Source organism: Streptosporangium sp. NPDC006007 (assembly GCF_040614315.1).
In the GTDB taxonomy this organism is placed as follows: domain Bacteria; phylum Actinomycetota; class Actinomycetes; order Streptosporangiales; family Streptosporangiaceae; genus Streptosporangium.
The window spans coordinates 106,757-123,117 of the sequence record NZ_JBEXUG010000014.1 but is presented as its reverse complement, the minus strand read 5'-3'; the positions used below and the strand labels follow the sequence as shown (position 1 = coordinate 123,117).

Genomic DNA, 16,361 nt, shown 5'->3' with positions numbered 1-16,361 from the left:
AACTATTCATAGCATAGAACTATTCACTACCGCTACCATCGCTGTATGACCACGGAACGGCAGACCGGCCACGACGACGGATCGCCCCCGCGGTCCCGGCCGAGGGGGGCGGCGTTCCTGCTCTCCCAGGTGGGCGCGCACGCCGCGGCGCGATTCACCGAGCGGATCGGCGTCCTCGGGATGACCCCCGCCGACGCCGGGCTCCTGCGCATGATCGCCACCCGGCCGGGACTGAGCCAGCGGTCCCTGGCCGGGGAGCTGGGAGTCGTGCCGAGCCGGGTCGTCGCACTGGTCGACGGCCTGGAGCGCAAGGGGCTCGTCGAACGGCGGCGCGACCCTCGGGACCGCCGCAACCACGCCCTGCACCTCGCCGCCGAGGGCACGCGGGTGATGACCGAGATGCGCGAGCTCGCCCCCGCACACGAGGACGAGATCTGCGCCGCACTCGACGACGACCAGCGCACGCAGCTCACCGCCCTGCTCCAGGCGATCGCCACCCAGCAGGGCCTCACCCCCGGCGTCCACCCCGGATACCGCCGGCCGTCGCGGTGACCACGCCGGAACGGTAGACGCCCTTCGGCACACGCGGTAACACGTCGGGGTGCGGCGCGTGACCGCGCCGCACCCCGAAACCAGCAACAGCAGGCTAGGCGGCGCCCCCGTCGGTGATGGACACGATCGAAGCGGTCTGGAACTTCTTGTGACCCTTCCCGTCGGCCCCGACGACAGCCGTGTACTTCTTGGTGGTCCAGCCGAGGCTGTACTTGATGTTCAGCTTGTGCCTGCTCTTGCACCGGTTGTGCCAGTACACCGTCACAGAGGTGTTGCCGTCTCCCCAGGACCAGGAGAAGCAGCCGTTGACGCCGCGGTGGACGTCCGCCGACGCCGGAGTGGCACCAAGGCCGGCGCCGAGACCGGCGACGGCGACGGAGGCGGCGGCAACGACGGCGACTCGGGTACGCAGGCTCGCCCCACGAGAGCTCATGGACATGAAGATCCCCTTTTCTGGTGTCATAGTGGTCACCTCGTCGAGGTGAGGCGTTCGCCCCCGGGACCACGCCGCGCGTGGCGACACCGGTGGCGCAGGCGGCGCCCTCGGTGATCGACATCAGGCCGATGCCGGCCACCACGACCGCCGACGAACGAAGCGATCCCTCGTTCGGAGTCCTTCCGTGGACGGAACGTGGGCCCGAGGCCGTAGGCGTCCCGCCCGCACCCCGGTGATGTGCTCGCCGGGGATGTCCACCACATTGCCACCGGAGGGGCGGGCCACTCAGCGATCTTTGTCCAAGGTTCACCCGAAGGGCAAAGTTGGACATTGGACAAATCAACCCCCCGCGTCCACCTGGGGTGACGTGAAGGTCCAGACGGGCAAGCGGCACCGTCGAGAGTCGCAGAGGCGACTCACGCCCAGACCCGGTGAGCCTTCTCCTGATCATCGTCCCGCACATACGGAGTGTCTGAAAAATCCTAAAATGGGCATATTGATGGCGTAGTGCCTCGTCGTGGAGTACGGGAGGCCGCCGATGTCGAGGAAGCGCGCCGCATATCCGACGGATCTGTCCGATCTCGAATGGGAGGCCCTCGCCCCGCTGGTCCCGCCGCCACAACCGGGTGGGCGCCCCGTGGTGCACGAGCGGCGGGAGATCGTCAACGCCCTGGCCTACTGGCTGTGGGCCAGGTGCGCCTGGCGGCGGCTGCCCCACGAGCTGCCGCCCTGGCGGACGGTCTACCACTACTGGCGCCGGTGGCGGATCGAGGGCCGCTGGGAGCAGATCACGGCGGTGCTGCGGGAACGGGAGCACACCCGGCGGGGACCGCACCCGCCGCCCGGCACGGGCATCCTCGACAGCCAGAGCATCAAGACCACCGAAAAGGGGGGATCCACGGCCACGACGGCACCAGGAAGGCGGGCGACCGCAAACGCCGCCGGCTCGTCGGCACGCTCGGGATCGTCCGCAAGGCGCACGTGAGCGCGGCGAACATCGGCGACCGGGACGGAGCCGCGGCGCCGCTGACCGGCCTGACACCTTTCAGACACCCTCTACCGGCCATGAAATCTCGGCGTGACGGTGCGTTCCAGTGCTCGGGGCCGAATCCAGTGCGTTGTTCGCGCGGGTATAGATCTGAACATATGAAATACGCGGACAGAGGCGGGACTTGTCCGCCCGGACTCGATCACAGCGTGAGGAGCTGCGATTTCGGGCTACGGACCTGTTCACCGGGTGAATCGGCGCATCACGGGTAGCCCGGCTGCTCTGCGCCACCCGCGAATCGGCGTGTGAATGGCGCCGGACCCGGCTGGAAGGCGGCAAAGTCGCTCTGGTCTCCAAAGGGCTCGGCGGCAGGTGCCCGCTGAGCGATGAGCAGCCGGCCCAGCCGGACGCGGAGCTGAGACGCGGTGCGGCGCGGTCGCCTATGGCTTTCGCCCCGACTCGATTTTTACCTGACCCTGTGCGGGCCCACACATGCTCAACTCGGCGGGCCGATCTCGCCGGCATGGGACAGTCCGTCCGAATACCCGGCGGGCCACCTGCTGGAAATCCTCAAACGTACCGAGCAATTCTCAAGGGAAACCGGCATCTATCATCCGGTCCGGGATACCTTCCACGATATCAGTCACAGTGCGTTAAGACAGTGGTCAAAAAGCCTCGTGACAGCGGACCTTTCGGGCTGTCCTGTGCTCTGCTGGAAGTGCGACCTCATTTCGAGAGAGTTCGCACGAAACGGACGGCTCGTGATCACGGGCGGCGCGAGGCAGCCCGCCCCCGGGCCCGCCACCACCCCGACCTGAGGAGTAACGCATGACGGCACCGCACTTCCAGCCACCGCCGCTGAAGTTCCCGCCGCCCACCCAGACCGCCACCGTCAGGCAATGGCAGCAGCAGCTGAGGGATCGCGGCTGGCACATCACCGTCGACGGTGACTACCGCGGAGAGAGCAAGCGCCTGTGCACCAACTTCCAGAAGGAGCACCGTCTGGACGCGGACGGCATCGTCGGCCCGATCACCTGGAAGGCCACATGGGAGGCCTCCAGCACGAAGCCTCCGCAGGCGCCCGACCGCACCCTGCAGAAAGGCGACATGAACAACGCTGACGTCCGGAAGTGGCAGCAGCAGGTGAACAACCGCGGCTGGCCGGACCTCTCGGTCGACGGCGACTTCGGCCCGGAGACCGAGGCGATCTGCAAGGACATGCAGCGTTTCAAGGGCCTGCCGGTGACCGGCAAAATCGACCGTCAGACCTGGGACGAGGCCTGGCTGGAGAAGGTGCCCGTAGGGGCGGCCAGGTGAGCGCACCACCCGAACCCCGGGCCGGCGTCCCGTCCAAGGGCGCCGGCCCTCGTTCGTGTGCGAGCGGCCCCGATGTGTCAGCGGCCCCGGCCGGATCACAGGTCGAATACCCGCCGGACCGGCTCCCTTCCGGACCGGGCTCTCCGGCCCGCATCCCCAGTGAACTGAAGCGATCCGGGTCCGGAGGAACAGGCGTGACGCCGGTGCCGTACATCTAACGGTTTCCGAAATACACGTTCCCTCGTGAGCAGTGAGCACGGGCTAACGCGGCGCCGAACAAAACTCCGCCCAGAGGTCGACGGCTCTCTCCAGATCGAGTGCCGCCACCTCCTCACGGGACATGCCCACCGTGTATATCAACCGATCGGCGAGCCAATCGGGAACCGGCTCTCGCACAGGTGTCGCGTCGACATGGATGTGTTCGGTCTGGGTTCCCAGACGGTCGATGACCTCGCCGAGGCGGACGACATCAGGGCGCGCACCGCCCACCGCCCGCACACGCGCCCTGGCCTCGGCGTAGACCTCAGCGTCAGCCCTCTCTCCGACGGCCCAGATCTCACAGATCTCAACCGCCTTGTCATCGGTGATCCGATAGACGACCCGCCAGGTGTTCCGGCCGACGACAAGCTTGCGGAATCCGGTGAGCTCCCCACCCAGCGGGTAGCCGGCCTCGGGGTTCTCCAGCAGCAGAAGGATCTTTTTCAGGATCTTGGGAACTGCGTCCGGACCGATCCTGCGGAGATCGTCAAGAGCAGGGTCGGTGAATACGACGTCGGACACCGCTACTCGTCGTCATCCGGAAGCGCGGCCAGCGACTCACGGGTATGCCCGAAGGCGGAAAGGACATCGTCGATCGACGTCCGCCGCCCGCTGTCGGTCGCCGCCCGCACAAGAACCAGCGCCAGATCCCGCAGATCGGCCGCGCCCTCCTCCAACTCGTTGAGACGACGCATGCTCACGACCGCCGCAACCGGCCGGTGCCGACGGGTCACCACCAGATCCGCTCCCTGCTCCGCATCGGCCACCAGACGGGCCACCCCTCGCTGCGCGGCCTCGGTGACCGTGAGCTCGGTGACATCGTGGATAACAGTCATACGAAAACTATATAGAAACCTATACAGAATGGCGAGCGCCACCCGGAAAACCTAGATGGTCAAGCCGATCGGACAGGTCACCCAGCGTGACGCCGGTGCCGCCAACGCTGCAGTAACCCGCGAGGTGTCGGCAGCATGACAATAGATTTCCTGACGGCGTGGGGGCCTCAGCTCAAGCAGCGGGAGCCCGTGGCGTCAGTCGGACCTCGACATCCGCGTCCAGGGCACGCGCCAGACGCTCCAGAACCGGCAGCGTGGGAATGGTTCCGCCCGCCTCGAACCGCGCCACGGCCGACTGGGTCATGCCCGCCGCACGAGCCAGGTCGTTCTGGCTCCAGCCTCGCCCCTCGCGCATCCCCCGGACCGTCTTACCCAGTTCGTAGGCGAGACGTGCGGCTTCATAGGCCTCAGCCGCGCCTGGCTCGGCCATCCGACGATCTCTGAGCTCTTGCCAGCTTCCCCGCTCGCTCATGCTGTTTCTTCTTCCTCGTCGACGGTGTGCGCCAGTTCGACACAGCGACGCATGGCTCGCCGAGCCCGCTCAACCTCACGGTCATCACGCATCCGCGTCTTGTGAAACACGGTCAAGAGCACGATCCGACGATGAGGTGCGATCCAGTAGGTGATGCGCATAGCGAACTCGTCAAGGTGAAACCGGAGCTCACGTAGCTTGCCGTCAAGCTGCTTCGTATAGGGCTCCCCTAGCAGAGGCCCTTCCGCCGCAAGCAGCTCAACATAGAAAGCCGCCCTCGCGAACGATGCCGCAGGCAGACCTTCAAGCCACTTCCGAACTTCAGGTTCCAGTTCTACGGTACCCCAGCTCATAGCGTTGATGCTATGAGCCGCGACCCCATCACGCTCTGCTTTCAACTGAACACAGTCGCCTGCCGGAAGAGCACCTTCGGTGAGGATGACGGCAGAACCCTCTTTGGCAGGGTCAGGTGAGACATCGGGAGGAAGTACCCTTCTGAGCTGCATGTAGGGCGAGAACAGGACCGTTGACGATCGTGACCTTGACTGTTGCTGACCTGGGTGTCGGTGTGCGTGATGATGTAACAGTGAGTTCGGAGCCAGAGCCGAAGGGGCCACGGGCCGAGCGGCCCAAACGGCGCAGGTTCAGCGCCGGGTACAAGCTGCGGATCGTGGCCGAGTACGACGCGCTGACCGAGCCGGGTGCCAAGGGAGCGCTGCTGCGCCGCGAGGGCCTGTACTCCACGCACATCCTGGACTGGCGGCTCACCAGTTCGTCTCGCCCGCGAAAAGCTTCGCGGCCCTGCGCAGGATGCCACGCTCTTGCTCCAGCTCCCGAATCCGGGCGCGGAGCTGCTTATTTTCCTCTTCTAGCACGTCGTTCGAGGGTAGGTGCCCCGGCAGCGCCCGCTTACCAGCGGCAGCGGCATGCCCCGTCGCGCTTGCACCGCCCTCACCCCGGGCTTGGGCGGTGCGTACCCACACCCGCAGCGTCTCGCGGCTGATCCCGTAGTAGCGGCACGTCAGCGCGACGTTGCCCGAGACCTCTTCGACGTGACGGATGACCGCCAGGCGCCGCTTGGCCTCACGATCCAGTGGGGGGTTCGGGGTGGACATGATGGTCTCCGTAGTAGCCGGAGACCCGGGTGTCAACGATGTCTGTCAGTTTTAGAGTTGTCCTACTTCGGCTGATGCTTGACAGTGCGGCTTCGGTTGATGCTTTACACCCCTTCGGCTGACCTGCCTTCCTGTGATCGTTGACGATCACGTGGGGAGGCCGGGTTGGCGCTGGTGGAGTTGAGCGTCATGGAGCAGCGGTATCGCGCTGTACTGGAAGTAGAGGCGGGCTGTCCGGTGACCGAGGTCGCGCAGAGGTACGGGGTCTCGCGGCAGTCGGTGCATGCGTGGATGCGCCGGTATCAGGCCGGTGGGCTGGCCGGGCTGGCGGACCGGTCGCACCGGCCACAGGCCTGCCCGCATCAGACGATCGCCGCGGTGGAGGCCGCGGTGTGCGAGCTGCGGCGCTCGCATCCGCGGTGGGGTCCGGCCCGGCTGGCCTATGAGCTGGGCCGGCGCGGAGTGGAGCCGGTGCCGTCGCCGGCCACGCTGTATCGGATCTTGGTGCGCAACACGCTGATCGTGCCGGGGCAGCGGCGACGCCCCAGGGCGTCGTATGTGCGCTGGGAACGCGAAACGCCGATGGAGCTGTGGCAGCTGGATGTGATGGGGGCGGTGATGCTGGCCGACGGCCGGGAGCTGAAGCTGATCAGCGGTATCGACGACCATTCCCGGTTCATCGTGATCGCGCAGCTGGTGGTGCGGGCATCGGGCCGGGCCGTGTGTGCGGCGTTCGCGGCGGCGTTACGGGCCTTCGGGGTGCCGGATGAGGTGCTGACCGACAACGGCAAGCAGTTCACCGGACGGTTCACCAAGCCCCGGGCCAGCGAGGTGCTGTTCGAGCGGATCTGCCGGGAGAACGGCATCACCGCCCGCACCACCCAGGTGCGCTCGCCCACCACGACGGGCAAGGTCGAGCGCTGGCACAAGACGGTGCGTGAGGAGTTCCTGGCCGCCCATGGGCCGTTTTCCAGTTTGCAGGCGGCGCAGGACGCGCTGGATGCGTGGGTGATCGACTACAACACCGTGCGTCCGCATCAGGCGCTGGACATGGCTGTTCCGGCCGGCCGGTTCGTGGTGCGCCCCGGCCGGGATCGGCAGGATCAGGGTGATGGGCCGGTGCTGGCGTTGCGGCTTCCGGCGGAGTTGGCCGCGCTGGCTGCCCCGGCCGCGCATCAGGTGCGGGCCGGGGCGGCCGATGTCGTTGAGGCGGTGACGGTGACGCCGGTGGCGGTGGAGGTCGAGCGTGTTGTGCCGGCCAGCGGCAACCTGACCGCGTGCGGGCGGCAGGTGTGGCTGGGCACCGCGCGGGCCGGGCAGACGGTCACCGTCTGGGCCAGCACCACGACCATGTGCGTCTTCATCGGCGAGGAGCTGTTCAAGACGCATCCGGTGACGTTGTCCAGCGCTGATCTGGGGCGGCTGATGGCCGGTGGTGGACGTGCGGGGCGTCCGTCCCCGGCCGCGGCGGTGCCGCCGGGACCGCTATCGGCCGATGCGGTGGTGGAGGTCGATCGGATGGTCAACAACGCCGGGTGCGTGGGCCTGGCGGGTCGGCTGCTGAGCGTCGGGGTTCCATTGGCCGGTCAGCGGGTGACGTTGCGCATCGACGCGCGGATGGTCCGGGTGATCGCCGATGGGGTGCTGGTGCGCACCCGGCCGAGCCCGTTGACGCCCTCGCAGCGCGGCCGGTTGCACGGTGCCCGCCTGGCTCAGGGCGCCGATGGTGCCCTGGTCGGCCGGTTCCCGACGGTGGAGCGGGTGGTGTCGGGCAACGGCACGCTCATGGTGGCCGGCTGCAAGGTCCAGGTCGGCCAGGTGCACCGCGGCAAGGTCGTCACCGTTGTCCTTGAACAGACCCGGTTTCGGGTGCTGTTCGAAGGTGAGGAGCTGTCGGTGCACCCTCGCACGATCACCAAGGAGGTCAACCGGCTGCGAGCGAGCGGCCATATCGACTACAGGATCTAGGCCAGGTGGAAAGCATCACCCGACATCAATCCGTCAAGCATCAGCTGAAGCTTTACACAGAGGCCGCTCACTCCGAATGAGAACTTTCTCTACGTCTTTAAAGGCGATCCGCCTTCGGCGTCTCGCCGCGCGTCGGGCGGTCGCTGGCCGCGCTGCGGCTCTTCGGCCGGTCACGGCCGCGCCGCCCACGCGCCCGATCCCCGAGTTTGCCTGAGCGCGGGCTGATATATCCGCATTCGGTCCGACGATCTTCCAGGCGGGGCCGTGAAGCACGCCTCACTGCTTACCGGCATATCAGTGCGCTTGCCGGTTTTGCGCTGACCGGCTTTCCTTACCATGGAGTGGTGGGCGGGAGGCGGGCCGGACCTCTCCGGGATCCGGTCAACGCACCCAGAGGGCGGAACGTGTCCACTACGGGATTCCCGCTGATGCCACCCTCGGTCATCCCGCTTCCGGTTCTTCACATCGACGGAGCGTGCGAAATTTCGGTGATCGCCCCCAGCAGGGGGACAGGCGGCTGATATACAAATACAGGCCGTATCGGGATGGAGTGGCGACTCGGCTGCGATTCCCTCAAATCAACACATTCGGGCAATAAGGTCGCGTCGGGCCGGGAGGGTTCTATGAGTGTTTTTGTGGCCATTTCGGGTGATGGGGTTGCGGACCTGCTTCGCGACCTGCATTCCTGGATGTCGGAGGAACCTGATTTGCGGGGCCGGGTCAGGATTCGTGAGGCGGCGATTCCGGCCGGGGCGCTGGGCGCGGCCCCGGATGTGTTGCAGCTGATCTTAGGCGCCGGGGGTGGGGCGGCCACCGCCGCCGGTGTACTGATCGCCTGGCTGTCGAACCGCTCCGGTGAGGTCGGGGTGAAACTGACCCGCGGCGGAGAGGACGGGGAAACCCTGGAGGTCACCGCCAAGGGAGTCAAGGGCCTGGATCAGGCTCAGGTCCGTGAGCTGGCCACCTTCATCACCCAGTTGCTCGACACCACCGACCCCGACGAATGACCGCTGGCGGCGGCCCACGGTTGATGCTCGCCTCCCCGGGTGCCCGTGTCGTGGTGGTGGGCTCGGGGACCTACACGGCCGGATCGTCCCTGCCCGAGGTCGACTCGGTGGCCGGCACGGTCACCGATCTGGGCCGCTGCCTGGTGGAGCGGGCGGGGCTGGACCCGGCCGCGCTGACCGTCGTGATCGACCCGGCCGGACCGGTGGAATTCGGTGCCGCCCTCGTCGAGGCGGCCCGGCAGGCCACCGACGTGCTGGTGGTCTACTACGTGGGCCACGGCCTGGTCGACGCCGGCAACGACCTCCATCTGGCCACGCACGCCACCGTCGACCTGCACGAGGGGATCCCCGCACACCAGGCGCTGCCGTACGCCGCGTTGCGCCAGGTCGTGACGCGGTGCACCGCGCCGGTGATCGTGATCGTGATGGACTGCTGCTTTTCCGGGCGGGCCACCCCGGCCGCCCGGGAGGCGGGCCGGCGGCTGCTGGAGGCCACCCCGCAGGGCACCTACCTGCTGGCCGCCACGGGCCGCGACCAGGCCGCCTGGGCCCCGCCCGACCGGCGGCACACCGCCTTCACCGGCGCGCTGATCAGTTTGCTCACCGGCGGGGATCCCACCGCGCCGGCGGTGCTCACCTTGGACGACGTCTACCGCTGCCTGGCCCGCACCCTGCCCGAGCAGGGCTTTCCCGCGCCCCGCCGTCAGGCCACCGACCACGGCGACCGTCAGCCCGTGGCGCTCAACCCCGCCCACCCCGCAGCCACCACCCGCCCGGCCGGCCGGGCAGCTCCGGCCGATGGTCAAGGCGATGACCACGCGGCACAAGACAGCGGGCAGTTCAGCCCGTACCGGGGGCTGGCCGCTTACGGGCCGCAGGACGCCGAGTACTTCTTCGGCCGCGCCGAGCTGACCCGGGTGCTCGTCGACCGGGTCGCCGCCCAGGTCACCTCCGGGGGCCTGCTGGTGGTGACCGGGCCGTCCGGCTCGGGCAAGTCCTCGCTGCTGCGCGCGGGCCTGACCCCGGCCCTGCACCGCTCAACCTGCACCGAGGTCGTCCTTCTTACTCCCGGCGCCGACCCGGTGGGCGCGCTGGCCGCCCGCCTGGCCCCGCTGACCGGCATGCCCGCGGCGGACCTGCGCACGCAGCTGGAGCAGGATGCGGCCGTTGTGGGGAGCGTGCTCAGGCAGGCGATGGGGGGCCGCCAGGTGGTGATCGTGGCCGACCAGTTCGAAGAGCTGTTCACCGCCTGCTCCGATGAGCAGCAGCGGCGGATCTTCATCCGGGCCCTGCACACCCTCTGCCGCAAAACCGTCGGCGCCCCACCCGCTCAAGGCGCTGCGAACACGGCAGGCGCGGCAGGCTCGGCCACAGGCACAGCGGGCACCGCAGGCACAGCCAAGACCTCTCGTGCGGCGAACGTGGCAGGTGTCGCCGCCGGAGAGACGGCCGCGGCGGCGGTCGTCATCGGCATGCGGGCCGACTTCTTCGGGCACTGCTCCACCTATCTGGAACTGGTCCCCGCGCTGGAACATGCCGTGGTGGTCGGCCCGATGACCTTCGCCCAGCTGCGTCAGGCGATCGAAGGCCCCGCCCGGCGGGCCGGGCTCACCCTCGAACCCGGGCTGATCGACCTCGTCCTGGACGACGTCGGCACCACCCCTCTCCTCGCCGAGCCCGCCCCCACAGACCCCTCCGCCGCCGATACGGGCACCGCCGGCAATGGTGCGGGGGCTGTCGGCGGCACCGCCGGTGTGGGTGGGGTGCTGCCGTTGCTGTCACACGCGCTGCTGGTCACCTGGCAGCACCGGGACGGCCGGATGCTGACCATGGCCGGATACCGCGCCACCGGCGGGATCCGCCGGGCGCTGGCCCGCACCGCCGACACCGCCCTGGATCACCTCGACCTGCCCGCCCGCCAGACCGCCCGCCGACTGCTCACCCGCCTGGTCCGGCTCGGCGACGGCCAGGACGACACCCGCCGCACCCTGCCCCTGGCCGATCTACTGCCCGCCGCCGGCGCCCCTGAGCATGCCGCGGTCCGCCGGGTGGTGGACCACTTCGTGCACGCCCGCCTGCTGACCGTGGACGCCGACACCGCGCAGATCACCCACGAGGCCCTGATCCGGGCCTGGCCCCAGCTGCGGCTGTGGATCGACACCGACCGCGCCACCTTGCTGATCCATCAGCAGCTCAGCGAGGACGCCGCCCAATGGCAGCGCCACGACCACGACGCGGCGTTCCTGTACCAGGGCACCCGGCTGGAGGCCGCCCAGCAGGCGTGCACGCTGTGGCAGAGCGACCCCGGCCGCTACCCCGCCCTGACCGACACCGCCCACCGCTTCCTGCACGACGGCCAGCACGCCGAAACCCGTCGCACCCGCCGCCGCCGCCAGACGCTGCTCGCCTTAAGCCTGCTTTTGGTCCTGACCCTCACCGCCACCGGCGTTGCCAGCTATCTGGCGGTCAGCACTGCTCAGGAAAGCAGGCGCTCCCTGTCGCGCCAGCTGGCGGCACAGAGCGAAAGCATCGGCGATGCCGACACCACGCTGGCACGCCAGCTGAGCACCACCGCCTGGCACATCGCCGACACCCCCGAAGCACGCGTGAGCATGCTCAAGGCCTTCCTCAGCCCGCAACGCGCCACCCTCACCGGCCACGAAGGCGGCGTGTTCGCGGTGGTGTTCAGCCCCGACGGGAAGCAACTGGTCACCGCCGGCGCCGACAAAACCGCCCGGTTATGGGATGCGAGCACCGGCAAACCCCTCCGCACCCTCACCGGCCACACAGACGGCGTGTTCGCGGTGGCGTTCAGCCCCGACGGGAAGCAACTGGCCACCGCCGGCTACGACGGTACTGCCCGGTTATGGGATGCGAGCACCGGCAAACCCCTCCGCACCCTCACCGGCCACGAAGGCGACGTGTTCGAGGTGGTGTTCAGCCCCGACGGGAAGCAACTGGCCACCGCCGGCGCCGACAAAACCGCCCGGTTATGGGATGCGAGCACCGGCAAACTCCTCCGCACCCTCACCGGCCACACAGGCTTCGTGTCCGAGGTGGTGTTCAGCCCCGACGGGAAGGAACTGGCCACCGCCGGCTACGACGGTACTGCCCGGTTATGGGATGCGAGCACCGGCAAACCCCTCCACACCCTCACCGGCCACACAGACGACGTGTCCGAGGTGGCGTTCAGCCCCGACGGGAAGCAACTGGCCACCGCCGGCGCCGACAACACCGCCCGGCTATGGGACACGAGTCTTCCTGTTGATCCGTTCTCCGATGTCTGCGCTCTCATAGGAAGTCCCATGAGTAAGGAGAACTGGGCGCAGTACCTGCCCAACGAGCCCTATCGGAAAATCTGCCCATGACTACCGTTCAGACCGTGACGATCATCGCTCACTTCGGCGCTGGCCGTAGCCGGCCGGGGTGATCGACTCATGGGAGACCATGCTCTGGCGACCTCATGGGGGCCGTCACCTCTTGGCCTGGTGGGCACACGATCTGTGATCGGTCAGCCGCTGTTTTGAGGACTGCCGCGGCGCCCGGTCCTCGCTTCGCTGCGGTCCGGATCACCTTGCCACCGGAGGACGTGGTTCCTCACTGCGCATCCAGTCAGGAGAAACAGCGTGAAAGAGTAGCGCCGGGTTGACTCAGGAAACCTCGCAGCCCTCCTCCGTCAGGCTTTGCCACCGAATGACCTGCTGACCGCAGCAATCGAGTCCCCGAGCACGGAGCATGCGCGGAACGATCAATAGAGAGGTGATCATTAGATGTACAGTTTCAGCAGTTCAGGGCGGTAATCGCCAAGAAAGACGATCGCACTCCTAAAGCGGGTGTCTTTTAATCCGTTCAGCAACACCGTCTCGCGTAGTTCGCATTGCGACCTGGAGAGCTGGGCTACCCCGAATGACATACAGCCTGCACACGGCGGTTTCTGGTTAGGTACGGCGACGCGGACACGGGGGAAGGCCGCGTCGCCGTACCGGCTTTGGGGCAGGTTGTGCGGGGGCGGCTATCGGGCTCCGCCGCACAACAGGTTCGCCCAGGTCAACCGAGCCCGACCGATCGGCCAGTATGGCGTTTCGTGTACCACCGGCCCGCCGTCGAGTTGCGCAGTGCGGCGGAGGAACGTCCGGCCGCCGCCCTGGCACAGCTCATAGACCGCTGCCCGGCAGGAGCAGGTCCACAAGATCGGACGTGCCCGCTCGGTCGCGTGCTGAGGAGCCGACCAGGTGAGCGCCGTGTGATCGCGCTGAGTCATGGCCGCGTGTGGGCTCACGTACTCCGCAGGATCGCTCATGACGCGCGCTCAGGGGACTGCTGTGGCTGCCGTTCGTGAAGGCGGGTGCAGTGGAAGACGACGCGCCGGGCGGTCCGCTCGATCTGGCCGGCCTGTTGTGAGCCGTAGACCGGTCGGCGTCGCCGGGCGTCCCAGCCCGCGCACCACCAGAAGCGTTCCCCGTTGCACCACACGATCATGGGGCCGACCGTCAGCAGCGCCAGCCCGTATCCGCCGTAGACCCTGGCGCCCCTCCCGTGCTGAGCAAGGGTAAGCCGCAACCGTTCGGCGGCTCGCACCGCCGGGGTGTCCGGGAGCCGGGGCATGACCGTCATCACGGAGCGCGGTTGCCTCTGCCTGATCACGCCGACGCCCGCGATGCGGCTTGCGTGATCAGAGCCACGACCTTTCCCGCTTCGTGTGCTCTCACCGGTTCGGAGTCGGGGCCGCCGCGCAGCGCCAGCAGGTAGCGGTCCGAACGCCGCTCGATCGTCACCGTGGCCGTGCACCGCCCCTGAGGGTCGGTCACGACCAGTTCAGGCGGGTATCGCCTCATCCACGACCGGGGAGCCGTACGGTCCGGCCAGACCAGGTCCTCCCGGTTGGCGAACAGCCCCAGGCTGATCCTGTGGTCGCGGCGGGAACGGATGCCCCGCTCCTTGAGAAGCCGCTGCACCACGGTCAGCGCCTCGTCCTGCCTTTCGGCTACGGCCTCGGTGACCGCCCTGTCTTCTGCCGCCGGCGGGGGAGTTGGAGTACCCATCTCAGGGATGTCGCGTTTGCGTTGGCGGTCGTGGCCGGCTTTAAGGTTGTCCACGGATCGCACCTCCAGTGTGCGGTTGAGGACCCGCCGGACGAGTCGCTTCGTTTCGGCGGGTCCGCCTCCTGTGCGGGTGGAGCCAGTGGAACGCCCGAGTGTGTGGCGGCGTAAGGGCGTGATCGGCTCAAGCTGTGGGATTGGGTTCACACCCTGTGTGAAAGCGATCCAGTCGTGATGGACCATCCGAGCGGATGACCTGTCTGATTCGTGGCGCCCTGCTTACACTCCGAGAAGAGGGGGCGCCGACGGGGAGGCAGGCCGATGGGCGAGCCGAACATTTTGCTTGACGCGCTGCTGGCCGAGGCGGGGATTTCACACGCCGGACTGGCCGTACGCATCAATGCGGCCACGGCGACCGCTCAGCGCCCGACACGCTACGACCACACCGCCGTCGCCCGATGGATCAGGGACAGAGCCATCCCCCGCGGAGACGTGCCGGAGATCATCTGTGAGATCGTCGGAGGGAAGGTCGGCCGGACTCTGACGCTCTCGGACATCGGCATGACCCGTAACCGGGCCGAACCGGACGAGCCAGGGTTGCCTCAGACCATTGATCAGGCGGTCGCGTTATGGCGGGGAGATCTCGGCGACCAGGCATTCCTGGCGGGCGCCACGATGATCGAAGGACCGGCGGCCATCGCGCCCGTCTTCGACTGGGAGAACCCGCCTGATGAGCCGGACCTCTCGCGCCGAGGGCCGCACCCGGTGAGCGGGGACGACGTGCAGATGCTCAAGGACGCGCGTGTCCGCTACGAGCAGATGTACCGTCGCGTCGGCGGCGTACCGGTACGGCCCCGCATCGTGGCGTTCCTCAACGCCGGCGTGACACCGCTGCTCAAGGGCGGCCACGACGACCGAACAGGGCGGGAGCTGTTCCGGGCGGCGGGCGGCCTGGTCGCGCTCGCGGGCATCTGCGCCTACGATTCCGGCCGTCAGGCGCTTTCCCAGCGTTACCTGTTCCACGCGCTGCGGATGGCCAAGGCGTCCGGCAGTCTGGCGTTCGGCGGTTACGTGGTCGCTCTGCTGGCCAACCAGGCCATGTCCCAGGGAAAGTACCGGTATGTGATCCAGTACGCCGAGACCGCGTTGCGGGGAGCCCGCGATCATCTGAGTCCCGCTCTGGTGACCGACCTTCACACGCTTCAGGCCAAGGCGTACGCGCGGGTCGGAGATCGGGCGAGCTGTCATGCGCATCTGCGGCGATCGGAGACAACGGCCACTCGAATCCGGCAGGCGGAGGAACCGCCGGAGACCGGCTACGTCCAGCCGGGCCTGCTGGAATGCCAGCACGCCGAAGCGTTGCGGCGGCTCGGTGATCTCATGGCGGCCCAGACCTACGCCGAGGAGGCGCTCAAGTCTGCCGATACCTGCCACCTGCGCGGCCAGACACACCGGCTCGCCACCCTCGCCCTCGTCCTGGCCGAGCGTCGCGAACTGGACCAGGCCGTCGCCACCGCCGAGATCATGCTGGAACGCGCGCAGGGCATGGAGTCCGAGCGCATCGCCGAACGGGTCGCCACGGTGGCCGACGCACTGCGGCCCTTCGACGCCCGTGTGGTCCGAGGGTTTCTGGCGCGGGTACGCCAACAGGCACGACTGCCCCTATAGCGTGAGACCGAGACCAGGCAACCACACCGGGAGTACGCCGCATGCGCTGGCAGGTCAACTCCGAAGAGCCGCTCTACACCGATGCGTGGCTCGATGTCCGGGTGGCGGATGTGGAACTGCCCGACGGCAGGCATCTGGACCATCGGCTGATCCGCACCGCGCCCGGAGCAGGAGCCGTGGTCACCGACGAGCGGCGCCGGGTGCTGCTGATCTGGCGGCATCGTTTCATCACCGACTCCTGGGGGTGGGAGATCCCCATCGGGAAGATCGAGGACGGGGAGGAACCGGCGACCGCCGCGGCGCGCGAGGTCGAGGAGGAGACCGGCTGGCGGCCCGGGCCGCTGCGCCCGCTGGTGAAGGTCCAGCCGACCAACGGCATCTCCGACTCCGTTCACCACGTCTTCCGCGCCGACAGCGCCGTCCACCTCGGCCCGCCCACCGATGGATGGGAGGCCGAGCGCATCGAGTGGGTACCGCTAAGCGACATCCCCCGGCTGGTCGGCAAGGGCGACATCGTGAGCGGCACCAGCATGGCCGCCCTGCTGTACACCCTCACCGAGCGATAGAAACTGGCTGAAATCCGGACAGCAGGACGGCTCACGCTCAGCAGTTGAGCACAAGCCGTCCGGCAAAAGCCATGGAACTACTTCTCCGTCGGGGCCAAGCCCGTCTGACAGGCGCCCCATTCGGATGGGTCACCTAGCT

15 protein-coding genes and 1 pseudogene are annotated in these 16,361 nt (G+C 68.1%); 8 read left to right on the top strand and 8 right to left on the bottom strand.

Going from position 1 to position 16,361, the window contains the following annotated elements; all coding sequences use genetic code 11:
• The first annotated feature begins 45 nt into the window (after positions 1-45).
• Positions 46-552 (top strand): MarR family winged helix-turn-helix transcriptional regulator, encoded by a 507-nt coding sequence (locus tag ABZ194_RS14155; RefSeq protein WP_355595980.1) that lies wholly within the window; start codon positions 46-48, stop codon positions 550-552.
• 94 nt (positions 553-646) lie between these two features.
• Here the strand turns inward: ABZ194_RS14155 and ABZ194_RS14150 are convergent, their stop codons facing one another.
• On the bottom strand, positions 647-985 hold the full coding sequence (locus ABZ194_RS14150) for a hypothetical protein (protein ID WP_355595978.1): 339 nt from the start codon (positions 983-985) through the stop codon (positions 647-649).
• Between the two features lie 541 nt (positions 986-1,526).
• Here ABZ194_RS14150 and ABZ194_RS14145 point away from each other — a divergent pair.
• Both ABZ194_RS14145 and ABZ194_RS14140 read left to right on the top strand, forming a co-directional pair.
• A complete protein-coding gene (locus tag ABZ194_RS14145) occupies positions 1,527-1,973 on the top strand; it encodes a transposase (protein ID WP_355595976.1) in 447 nt (148 codons plus the stop codon).
• Positions 1,974-2,804: 831 nt separating this feature from the next.
• Positions 2,805-3,293, top strand: a complete 489-nt coding sequence (locus ABZ194_RS14140) for a peptidoglycan-binding domain-containing protein (RefSeq protein WP_355595974.1) — start codon at positions 2,805-2,807, stop codon at positions 3,291-3,293.
• A gap of 261 nt (positions 3,294-3,554) precedes the next feature.
• On the opposite strand, the gene ABZ194_RS14135 is transcribed toward ABZ194_RS14140, so the two are convergent.
• The 5 genes and pseudogenes from ABZ194_RS14135 to ABZ194_RS14115 all read right to left on the bottom strand — a co-directional run.
• Positions 3,555-4,073, bottom strand: a complete 519-nt coding sequence (locus tag ABZ194_RS14135) for a type II toxin-antitoxin system mRNA interferase toxin, RelE/StbE family (RefSeq protein WP_355595972.1) — start codon at positions 4,071-4,073, stop codon at positions 3,555-3,557.
• A 2-nt stretch (positions 4,074-4,075) separates the two neighbouring features.
• Entirely contained in the window at positions 4,076-4,387 is a 312-nt protein-coding gene (locus ABZ194_RS14130) for a type II toxin-antitoxin system prevent-host-death family antitoxin (RefSeq protein ID WP_355595970.1), read from the bottom strand.
• A gap of 172 nt (positions 4,388-4,559) precedes the next feature.
• Positions 4,560-4,859 (bottom strand): helix-turn-helix transcriptional regulator, encoded by a 300-nt coding sequence (locus ABZ194_RS14125; protein WP_355595968.1) that lies wholly within the window; start codon positions 4,857-4,859, stop codon positions 4,560-4,562.
• Positions 4,856-5,212, bottom strand: a complete 357-nt coding sequence (locus tag ABZ194_RS14120) for a type II toxin-antitoxin system RelE/ParE family toxin (RefSeq protein ID WP_355595966.1) — start codon at positions 5,210-5,212, stop codon at positions 4,856-4,858. Before ABZ194_RS14120 ends, ABZ194_RS14125 begins: the two co-directional genes overlap by 4 nt.
• A gap of 406 nt (positions 5,213-5,618) precedes the next feature.
• Positions 5,619-5,974 (bottom strand): annotated as a pseudogene (locus tag ABZ194_RS14115) (transposase); the annotation flags it as partial.
• 174 nt (positions 5,975-6,148) lie between these two features.
• On the opposite strand from ABZ194_RS14115, the gene ABZ194_RS14110 reads away from it, so the two are divergent.
• The 3 genes from ABZ194_RS14110 (at position 6,149) to ABZ194_RS14100 (ending at position 12,317) form a co-directional block, all read left to right on the top strand.
• Positions 6,149-7,942, top strand: a complete 1,794-nt coding sequence (locus ABZ194_RS14110) for an IS481 family transposase (protein WP_355596046.1) — start codon at positions 6,149-6,151, stop codon at positions 7,940-7,942.
• A gap of 623 nt (positions 7,943-8,565) precedes the next feature.
• Entirely contained in the window at positions 8,566-8,949 is a 384-nt protein-coding gene (locus ABZ194_RS14105) for a hypothetical protein (RefSeq protein WP_355595964.1), read from the top strand.
• A gap of 23 nt (positions 8,950-8,972) precedes the next feature.
• Positions 8,973-12,317, top strand: coding sequence for a caspase family protein (locus ABZ194_RS14100; protein WP_355595962.1), 3,345 nt, complete (start codon positions 8,973-8,975; stop codon positions 12,315-12,317).
• A gap of 928 nt (positions 12,318-13,245) precedes the next feature.
• Here ABZ194_RS14100 and ABZ194_RS14095 read toward each other — a convergent pair.
• Both ABZ194_RS14095 and ABZ194_RS14090 read right to left on the bottom strand, forming a co-directional pair.
• A complete protein-coding gene (locus tag ABZ194_RS14095; protein ID WP_355595960.1) occupies positions 13,246-13,566 on the bottom strand; it encodes a hypothetical protein in 321 nt (106 codons plus the stop codon).
• A 23-nt stretch (positions 13,567-13,589) separates the two neighbouring features.
• On the bottom strand, positions 13,590-14,045 hold the full coding sequence (locus tag ABZ194_RS14090) for a hypothetical protein (protein ID WP_355595958.1): 456 nt from the start codon (positions 14,043-14,045) through the stop codon (positions 13,590-13,592).
• 264 nt (positions 14,046-14,309) lie between these two features.
• On the opposite strand from ABZ194_RS14090, the gene ABZ194_RS14085 reads away from it, so the two are divergent.
• Both ABZ194_RS14085 and ABZ194_RS14080 read left to right on the top strand, forming a co-directional pair.
• Positions 14,310-15,656: a transcriptional regulator gene (locus ABZ194_RS14085; RefSeq protein WP_355595956.1), complete on the top strand. Its 1,347-nt coding sequence runs from the start codon at positions 14,310-14,312 to the stop codon at positions 15,654-15,656.
• Positions 15,657-15,697: 41 nt separating this feature from the next.
• Positions 15,698-16,222 (top strand): NUDIX hydrolase, encoded by a 525-nt coding sequence (locus ABZ194_RS14080; protein WP_355595954.1) that lies wholly within the window; start codon positions 15,698-15,700, stop codon positions 16,220-16,222.
• The last annotated feature ends 139 nt before the right edge of the window (positions 16,223-16,361 follow it).

What these genes read in the sequence shown, in the direction of transcription:
- ABZ194_RS14125 (WP_355595968.1), bottom strand. Translation starts at nt 4,859, where the DNA reads ATGAGCGAGCGGGGAAGCTGGCAAGAGCTCAGAGATCGTCGGATGGCC.
- ABZ194_RS14145 (WP_355595976.1), top strand. Translation starts at nt 1,527, where the DNA reads ATGTCGAGGAAGCGCGCCGCATATCCGACGGATCTGTCCGATCTCGAA.
- ABZ194_RS14150 (WP_355595978.1), bottom strand. Translation starts at nt 985, where the DNA reads ATGAGCTCTCGTGGGGCGAGCCTGCGTACCCGAGTCGCCGTCGTTGCC.
- ABZ194_RS14130 (WP_355595970.1), bottom strand. Translation starts at nt 4,387, where the DNA reads ATGACTGTTATCCACGATGTCACCGAGCTCACGGTCACCGAGGCCGCG.
- ABZ194_RS14085 (WP_355595956.1), top strand. Translation starts at nt 14,310, where the DNA reads ATGGGCGAGCCGAACATTTTGCTTGACGCGCTGCTGGCCGAGGCGGGG.
- ABZ194_RS14140 (WP_355595974.1), top strand. Translation starts at nt 2,805, where the DNA reads ATGACGGCACCGCACTTCCAGCCACCGCCGCTGAAGTTCCCGCCGCCC.
- ABZ194_RS14080 (WP_355595954.1), top strand. Translation starts at nt 15,698, where the DNA reads ATGCGCTGGCAGGTCAACTCCGAAGAGCCGCTCTACACCGATGCGTGG.
- ABZ194_RS14105 (WP_355595964.1), top strand. Translation starts at nt 8,566, where the DNA reads ATGAGTGTTTTTGTGGCCATTTCGGGTGATGGGGTTGCGGACCTGCTT.
- ABZ194_RS14100 (WP_355595962.1), top strand. Translation starts at nt 8,973, where the DNA reads ATGCTCGCCTCCCCGGGTGCCCGTGTCGTGGTGGTGGGCTCGGGGACC.
- ABZ194_RS14155 (WP_355595980.1), top strand. Translation starts at nt 46, where the DNA reads ATGACCACGGAACGGCAGACCGGCCACGACGACGGATCGCCCCCGCGG.
- ABZ194_RS14120 (WP_355595966.1), bottom strand. Translation starts at nt 5,212, where the DNA reads ATGAGCTGGGGTACCGTAGAACTGGAACCTGAAGTTCGGAAGTGGCTT.